This is a genomic window from Mitsuaria sp. TWR114 (assembly GCF_007997345.1).
This window is the reverse complement of sequence record NZ_VOSR01001034.1, coordinates 1-735: the sequence shown is the minus strand read 5'-3', so window position 1 is coordinate 735 and position 735 is coordinate 1. Positions and strand designations below refer to the sequence as shown.

Annotated in this window: 1 protein-coding gene; it reads right to left on the bottom strand. The window is 71.3% G+C overall.

Annotated elements, in window-relative coordinates; translation table 11 throughout:
• A partial coding sequence (locus FUT87_RS27005; protein ID WP_147242975.1) for a tripartite tricarboxylate transporter substrate-binding protein occupies positions 1-735 on the bottom strand: 735 nt, incomplete at both ends.

The following is a 735-nucleotide window of genomic DNA, read 5'->3' as shown; positions in this document are numbered from 1 at the left end:
GCGCTCGGCCGCCAGCCGCCGCGCGTAGTCCGCCGGCGCCATCGCCAGCGGCTCGAACCCCAGCTTGGCCAGGCCGTCCACGACCTGCTTCTCGCGCAGCGCGACCCGGATCAGGTCGAAGACCTTGTCAACGACGGCGGCCGGCGTCCTCGACGGCAGGAAGATCCCGTAGCTTTCCAAGCCGACGATAGCCTTGAAGCCCTGTTCGGCGAAGGTCGGCACCTCGGGAGTGAAGCGCGAGCGCTCATGGTCGGTCACGCCCAGGATGCGCAGCCGGCCGCTGGCCAGGTGGGGCAGGAAGTCGCCGAGGATGAAGCAGCCCGAGGCGATCTGGCCGCCCATCAGGTCCTGCAGCCCGGGCGCCGCGCCCCGGTACGGCACGTGGGCCAGCGTGATGCCGGCGGCGCGCTTGAACTGGTCGCCGAGGAAGTGCGGCATCGCGCCCGCGGCGGGCGAGGCGTAGGACGACTGCTCCGGATGCGCCTTGGCCCAGGCGACGAAGTCGCCGAGCGTCTTCACCGAGGCGGGGACCATCGGCCCGACGCCGAAGCCGCAGGTCGCGTTGCAGATCGGCGAGACCGCGATCGCGTCGCTCTCCGCCTTGTAGGCCAGCTTGCGATAGACATGCGGATAGATGGTGAACATCGAGGACGGGCTCAGCAGCATCGTGCCGCCGTCCGCCGGCGCGTCCTTGAGCACGTAGCCGCGGGCGCCGGCCTGCAGCGCGCGCTGCAC